Origin of the sequence: Dyadobacter luticola, from assembly GCF_005860805.1 — a bacterium.
Lineage (GTDB): Bacteria > Bacteroidota > Bacteroidia > Cytophagales > Spirosomataceae > Dyadobacter > Dyadobacter luticola.
Window position 1 is genome coordinate 44,245 of sequence record NZ_VCEJ01000010.1, and the last position, 6,528, is coordinate 50,772.

Sequence of the window (6,528 nt, forward strand, 5' to 3'; positions counted from 1 at the left end):
AAGGCTGTCACCTGACGCTGCTTATTTTGTGTAAACTTTAAAACAAAGCACATGGAAACCAGCAATTCAATAAACATGACGCCCGAAGGCTACACCGCTATCACGCCATGGATCATCTCGCCATCTTCGGAAAAGTTGATAGCGTTTTTGAAAGATGCATTCGACGCCCAGGAAATCCCCAACAGCAGAATCACGAATGATGTGGGACAAATCATCCACGTGGTTGTAAAGATCGGAGATGCTCACGTCATGCTTTTCGACGCGCGTGAAGGCTGGGCCGCTACACCGACATTCCTGAACCTGTATGTCACAGATATCGAGAAGACTTATCGCCGTAGTCTCGAACTGGATGCACAGTCGGTTACCGATATCACATTGTTATGGTTTGGCGAGAAAGTCTGCCGCATACTCGACCCGTTTGGCAATTTGTGGTGGATCAACCAGCGGGTCGAAGAAGTGGACTTCACTAAGCCCGAGATTGCAGAACGTGCTGCGACGCCTGAGGCCAAGCAAGGAATTGCATACATTCAACGATCTCTTGATGAAGCATTCAAAGCGCAGAAAGCTTTTTTTGAAACTCTGGAATAATAGTGCCTGGCTGATTATTTCAGCCACTTACTTAACGCCGTTAGAAACAGTGCCTGCTGATCAATAAATAAAGTGTGTGAGCACTGATCCAAATATTTAACCCGATCAGTTCCGATCACGCGCCTCAGTTCACCAATCTGCTCATTTGAGTAAAGACCATCCTGCTTGCCATAGAGTGCATAAACGGGAACTTGCAACTCCCGCAAATATTTGAGCTGTGGCGTAACATCAATATTATGTCTGGGTTCATGCTTCCAGAATGTTGCGACCGCATGTTCGTTTTTTACATAGCCAGTTATGAGCGGGTCTGTTGAATAGGAATTATAAATCGCTTTTGCGCGATCATTTGGCGCAGGCAATGAAAAGAATCCGTTCGCGGAGGCGTGTTTGAAAACCAGCGTGCGGTAGGCAAGTGAATTCGTAACCGATCACAAAAAATCCCCGATCGGCCAGTAACTGAGCGGTAGTTGCTTCGAAATATACGCTGCTGCTACCCGGCCCTCCGTGCAAGAAAATCATTGGGTGATTACTTCGACTCCCAAACGATCGGCTATATAAATGCTGAGATCGACAAATGGAAGATGATAAAACAATGACAAACAACAGATATAACCGCCTGGCCAGCATTTGATAAAATAATCGCTTGATCAAATTCATTTGGCCAACCTTAAACCGAAATCATATCGCTTCTCCACCACCCGGCTAATCATTCCAATCTGCCCACAGTGATACATGGTATGTTTGATATTCCAGTCAATCGCCTCAAATTTCGTCTTCGCAATGGGGTGCGGCGTGGGTGTGGGCTCCAACGGATTGTTGAGCTCGGCAACTGTTAGAGAGGATAAAACGGCAATAGATTTTTGCTGCATTACGTTCAAAGCATTGAACAGTATGTCCGGGCTTACCTTTCCGAAAGAGCTATGCGGGCCGGCGACTGTAAACATCTCGCTATATTCCTTGATGGGAAGCTTTTGGAGTACATCCATTTGATGGCCACGGATGACCATGATTGAATGGAAGTAGTGGCTAATGATCAAATGCCCAACCTGCCAGTTGATGTTGGAGTCTACCACTTTAGGAATGACTTCCCATTTGTCGGACGGAACTTCATCGAGAAGCCGGTTCGTCCATTCGTACGCATTAATTGTTTGATTGATTAACAGTTCGATTTCTGACATTATTGTTAAAGAGCTTTTTTTGCAATTTCCTCCTCAAATATACGCATTGCAAAAAGACCATTGCAGACAGCACCACCAGCTCTAAGTGCCGCGGCGATAAATACCGTTTCCCCGATTTCTTCCTTTGTAGCTCCTGCCTCGATCGCGTTTTTCATGTGGGCTTCGATGCAGTAGGAACATTGAGTTGTCAATGCCACTGCCACCGACATCAGCTCCCTGTATTTAACGGGAATGACGCCGTCGCTCCGTTCAGCAGTATACTTCAAATTCAAAAAAGCCGCCGCCTCCTTCGGTGCGGAATTGATCAGTGTTTCAGTGTATTTCCGATCCTTGGACGATTGATATTCTGTCATCTTCATGCAGATATGTGGTATAATGCGAAGGGTCTTGTTTTGTTTCTATACTCGTTTTGTAATCTTCGCGTTGCCATGCATTTGAAAGAAGCACGAGTTGAAACGATAAATTCTGCGTAAATTATCGATCTAATAATTGATCTGATGACAAAATCCATTTCACTAGCAATCCTGACCTTTTTTTCGGCTGCTACCTTTCATGGCTTCGCGCAAACAAAGCCAGCCAAGGATACCGTGCAAAACAAAAAGGAAGAAGTCATGAACCAGTTAATTGACTATTCCAGGCCAGGTGCCAACCATGCCATTCTCGGTAAGCTTGCAGGGAATTGGGCGTTCCAAGATAAAAATCTGCCTTTTGTCAAAGGAACAATTACAAGGAAGCCGATTTACGAAGGGCGGTTCTATGTGGTTGAGGTAACAGGTGGCAAACTCCAGATACCGATTGCTAACGGTCAAATGAAGCTCGAAAATTACCAGGAAATGGAAGTTGAAGGTTATGACAACGTAAAGAAGGCATTTATTTCCAGCTCAATTAACAATCATATTGGGAGTAACATCGATATTCAAGTGGGTAGCTATGATCCTAGTGGTTCCGTTTTCACATACGAATGGGAGAGCGAATTACAGCCTGGTTTTAAGATCAGGAAACAAAGAGTCTTGCAAATCGTGGACGATTCTCATTATACAGAGACTTATTACGAAGAGCAAAACGGCACGAAGAAAATCACCAGGAGCTTGGAATATTCCAGGGCTGCGGGAAATTGAATTACCGTTTAACCAATAGTTGGGCATAAAGAGTTAGCTCGGTTACATTGCATAGTTATCCTAAAAAAATAACGGTGAACGGTCTTACAACCTGGTTTGACTTTGAAGGAATTGCACCAATATGTGCTAAGAATTCATCTTCATTTGGAAAATAACTTGACATAGAACTCGCTCCATTCACCTTCGCTACTTTCGAAACTAAATGATCCCCCATGAGCTTTTGTAATGATGTCATAGCTGAGGGATAATCCCAGACCAGTCCCTTCACCGGTTGGTTTGGTTGTGAAAAATGGCTGCATGATTTTGGATTTGATCGCCTCAGGTATGCCCATTCCGTTATCTCTCACACGAATTTCAACAGAATCAGGATGAGCCAGTTTTGTACTGATCCAAACTAGGGGCTTGAAATCCGGGTTCTGCTTACCCTTTGAATAAACGGTATAAAATGCATTGCCGAACAGGTTAAGCAGTACCCGCCCTATTTCCTGGGGCACCACATCGATCTGACCAAGTTCAGGGTCAAAATCAGTAATCAGCTCACAATGAAATCCCGGATGTTTGGTCAGCTGGGCCTGATAAGCCAGGCGAAGATATTCCTCGATAAGCTGGTTGAGGTCAGTGGGCTGGACGTCGCCCGAAGTGCTGCGGGAATGTTCCAGCATCCCGCGAACGATATTGCTTGCCCGGCCTCCGTGCTGGCGGATTTTCTGAACATTGCTCCGAATGTCCACCGCGATCGCGCTCGCTTCGGCAATATAACCCTTACTAAGCTCGCCCTCCAACTCGACAACCAACTCCTCCGACAATTCTGAAAAATTATTCACAAAATTCAGCGGATTCTGGATTTCATGGGCAATGCCTGCTGTGAGCTCTCCGAGGCTTGCCAACTTTTCCTTTTGCACTAGCTGCGCCTGCGTTGCAGTGAGCTCTTTAAGAAATTTGTTCAACTCGGAGGTACGTTCTTCGACCTGCATTTCCAATTGTTGGTTTTGAGAAGCCAGCAAATCCTGCTTTTCCTCTGTAATCCGGACGACGGCAGCCGCCTTACTCTCCACGTCCATCAGTATTTCCCTGAAACGGAGGATAATGTAAACGACGAAGGAAAGCGGAATAGCAATTAACGCCCCGGTCATAGCCAATTTGGTTGGAAGATCAATTATCCCATAAATGATAGCGGCATAGGTTAAGTAAGATACCAAACTGATGATCGCTCCAACAACAACCGGCCATTGTGCACCACGTACGTTTTTCCAGGCAGCGACAAGTAAATACATGACAACCAGCGATCCGAGTACGGTGGAAACCGATCCGATACGGTTATCTCCAATGATAATGGTTGCTATTCCTCCAATTGTCGCGACGGCAATAATGACAACGCGCAGAACCAGCGAGAGTGGTCGCCCTAAAATATGTGCTATGGCAACTACTGAAAATGGAAATGAAACGTAAAAAAGCAGCCAGGCCGCCAGGAAGGTAGAAAAATAAAGAGAGTACGGTAACTGGAAAACTTCGATGAACAAGAACAAATTATGAATACAAGTCAGGGTTCCCCATACAGCCAGGGAGCGTACAACATTTCGTTCCTGCGGTCCCTGAAAGGGGATCAGCCAGAACAATAAGGTCATTATCGCCGAAATGATCAGCCAAAGGGTCAGGTAAATGGTTTTCGTCCGAAATGAACTTAGCAAATCCTTCACTGCATCCGGCCCAAATAACGTAAGTGACTCCAATGCATCAGGGGTTGATTTCAATATTTCCGGAAAAAGAGGCGAAACGTAATCAACCCAGTGAAGCGCCACCATATGTTCTTGTCCCGGCACAAGAATTATTGGCAATGTAGGCGAGAAATAAGGATAATACTCCTTATACGATTTCCCAAAACTTCCTGTGATTCCATAGGTTTTGATCAGCTTTCCGTCAACATACAAATCGACCGCCGCCCAGCCGGTTTTTCGAAAATCAAGGGGAATGCTTTGGAAAGTTGAATCCAGAACTAGCCTGAGCCGAAACCAACCCTCGACACGTCCTTCCTTATCAGCGTCTTTTACAGACAATTCACTGGGGTTTTTCTTCTCCCATCCGGATGCGACGAAATCAGTTCTTGCCCAATCCGGATTGTTACCAGCACGATAAATCCACTCTTTGGCAGACGCCAGCGATATACGTTGCTCGTTGCCCAGCATTGTTTTGTCCAGTTTCAGGACATTATCCCGGGCAATGACAGTCGATAGGCTTGCGAAAAATGTGATGATTAATAGGCTACTGAGTAAAGACCGTTTAAGCATTTCAGTTTGAGGGGATTTGAGCTTCTCAAATTACTAAAAACAACGATCTTTCTAGTGTCCGAAACTGACCCAACACGATTTAGTGAAAAAAATTCCTACGCTACAATCCTGCACAAGCCTCTTGTAACTTACATAACCAAACCTGTAAGATATCCGGGCACTTCCCGGCAGATTTATATAAATTGCCTTTTTTAACCAAACACCTTTTCCACATGGCACATACTACCTCCAATCCGAAGATTCACGAAGGCCGTAACTTGAAGCGTTTTCGAGAGCTTCTCGGACTCAAGCAAGACGCAATGGCGTTTGAGCTTGGCGAGGATTGGAACCAGCAAAAAATCTCTCTTCTCGAACAAAGAGAAAAGATAGATTCCGACATTTTGGAGCAAGTTGCGGCTATTTTGAAAATACCGGCTGAGGCGATCCGCAATTTCAACGAGGACCAAGCAATCAACATTATTACTACTACTTTCAATGATCAGGCTGTCGGAAGCTCTGTGAATTATGGGACTATTCAGAAAGATCCAATTGATAAGTTAATGCAGCTTCATGAGGAGAAAATTGCTTTGTATGAGCGGATGTTGAAGGAGAAGGATGAGATGATGGAAAGGTTGGAGCGGTTGATTGGGGGGAAGTAGCCCCTGCCTTAACTCGAAAAACGAACTACTTATGGCCTACTTGACCGTATAATAAAATAATTATCATTTTATGTAACGTTTTCGATAGATAAAGACATTATGCTACTTGTGTTGCAAACTCCATTTTCTTTGAATTGCAATGCAAATTTTTCATGACCCCTCTAAACAGATAAATTTCCTGAGCCAGATTCTGTCAAATGGAAAAAAATCATTGTCCTTTTTTATCTCTGCTGGCTGTCCGCTAGGTGTAGCAATGCCTGCCGGTGCGTGGCCACTTATCCCAGCAATAAAGGAACTATCTCAAAAAGTTAATAAGCATTTCGAAGAACCTGCCAATCTTCCTTTGAAATACGGTGATTTATTGCACGAGCTAAACTCAGATGGTTTAGATCAAGAAAACATTGAACAAGTATTAAGTTTTATTCGTGCTCTGAGTCATGTCGCGGGTAAAGGTGTAGTGCGAGGGTTTTCGCAAGCCAATTTGGCAGATATTGAAAAGGTTATTTGCGAAAAAATTGTCGAGTTGATAAATGTATCATTACCAAGTGGAGATACCCCATTGTAAGTATCCCTAAACTGTAAGTATCCCTAAACTGTAAGTATCCCTAAACCACAGACAGTTTGAAATTGGAGAATATCACTTAATTTTAAACTGATGAAAAAAACCAAGTTCAGCGAGACGCAGATTGTTTCGATCCTTAAGCAACAGGAAGGGGGCATC

The 6,528-nt window shown here is 44.3% G+C and carries 8 protein-coding genes; 4 read left to right on the plus strand and 4 right to left on the minus strand.

What is annotated here, in order from left to right:
- Positions 1–51 precede the first annotated feature (51 nt).
- Positions 52–588 carry a VOC family protein gene (locus FEN17_RS26910; RefSeq protein WP_138368528.1) on the plus strand — a complete coding sequence of 179 codons (537 nt, stop codon included), beginning with the start codon at positions 52–54 and terminating at the stop codon, positions 586–588.
- A 14-nt stretch (positions 589–602) separates the two neighbouring features.
- Here FEN17_RS26910 and FEN17_RS27760 read toward each other — a convergent pair whose 3' ends face one another.
- From FEN17_RS27760 to FEN17_RS26925, 3 genes are all read right to left on the minus strand, one after another.
- Positions 603–947: an alpha/beta fold hydrolase gene (locus FEN17_RS27760; RefSeq protein WP_229209014.1), complete on the minus strand. Its 345-nt coding sequence runs from the start codon at positions 945–947 to the stop codon at positions 603–605.
- A gap of 294 nt (positions 948–1,241) precedes the next feature.
- Positions 1,242–1,766, minus strand: coding sequence for a DinB family protein (locus tag FEN17_RS26920; protein WP_138368529.1), 525 nt, complete (start codon positions 1,764–1,766; stop codon positions 1,242–1,244).
- A gap of 5 nt (positions 1,767–1,771) precedes the next feature.
- Positions 1,772–2,125: a carboxymuconolactone decarboxylase family protein gene (locus tag FEN17_RS26925; protein WP_229209015.1), complete on the minus strand. Its 354-nt coding sequence runs from the start codon at positions 2,123–2,125 to the stop codon at positions 1,772–1,774.
- A gap of 138 nt (positions 2,126–2,263) precedes the next feature.
- Between FEN17_RS26925 and FEN17_RS26930 the strand changes: the two genes are divergently transcribed.
- Positions 2,264–2,884, plus strand: a complete 621-nt coding sequence (locus FEN17_RS26930) for a DUF1579 family protein (protein WP_138368530.1) — start codon at positions 2,264–2,266, stop codon at positions 2,882–2,884.
- A gap of 140 nt (positions 2,885–3,024) precedes the next feature.
- Here the strand turns inward: FEN17_RS26930 and FEN17_RS26935 are convergent, their stop codons facing one another.
- On the minus strand, positions 3,025–5,169 hold the full coding sequence (locus FEN17_RS26935) for an ATP-binding protein (RefSeq protein WP_138368531.1): 2,145 nt from the start codon (positions 5,167–5,169) through the stop codon (positions 3,025–3,027).
- Positions 5,170–5,381: 212 nt separating this feature from the next.
- Here FEN17_RS26935 and FEN17_RS26940 point away from each other — a divergent pair, with 212 nt between their 5' ends.
- Both FEN17_RS26940 and FEN17_RS26945 read left to right on the plus strand, forming a co-directional pair.
- Positions 5,382–5,807: a helix-turn-helix domain-containing protein gene (locus FEN17_RS26940; protein WP_138368532.1), complete on the plus strand. Its 426-nt coding sequence runs from the start codon at positions 5,382–5,384 to the stop codon at positions 5,805–5,807.
- Between the two features lie 139 nt (positions 5,808–5,946).
- Positions 5,947–6,372 (plus strand): hypothetical protein, encoded by a 426-nt coding sequence (locus tag FEN17_RS26945; protein ID WP_138368533.1) that lies wholly within the window; start codon positions 5,947–5,949, stop codon positions 6,370–6,372.
- Positions 6,373–6,528 lie beyond the last annotated feature (156 nt).

Coding starts and splice junctions, on each gene's coding strand:
- FEN17_RS26935 (WP_138368531.1), bottom strand. CDS start 5,169: ATGCTTAAACGGTCTTTACTCAGTAGCCTATTAATCATCACATTTTTC.
- FEN17_RS26945 (WP_138368533.1), top strand. CDS start 5,947: ATGCAAATTTTTCATGACCCCTCTAAACAGATAAATTTCCTGAGCCAG.
- FEN17_RS26925 (WP_229209015.1), bottom strand. CDS start 2,125: ATGAAGATGACAGAATATCAATCGTCCAAGGATCGGAAATACACTGAA.
- FEN17_RS26930 (WP_138368530.1), top strand. CDS start 2,264: ATGACAAAATCCATTTCACTAGCAATCCTGACCTTTTTTTCGGCTGCT.
- FEN17_RS26920 (WP_138368529.1), bottom strand. CDS start 1,766: ATGTCAGAAATCGAACTGTTAATCAATCAAACAATTAATGCGTACGAA.
- FEN17_RS26910 (WP_138368528.1), top strand. CDS start 52: ATGGAAACCAGCAATTCAATAAACATGACGCCCGAAGGCTACACCGCT.
- FEN17_RS26940 (WP_138368532.1), top strand. CDS start 5,382: ATGGCACATACTACCTCCAATCCGAAGATTCACGAAGGCCGTAACTTG.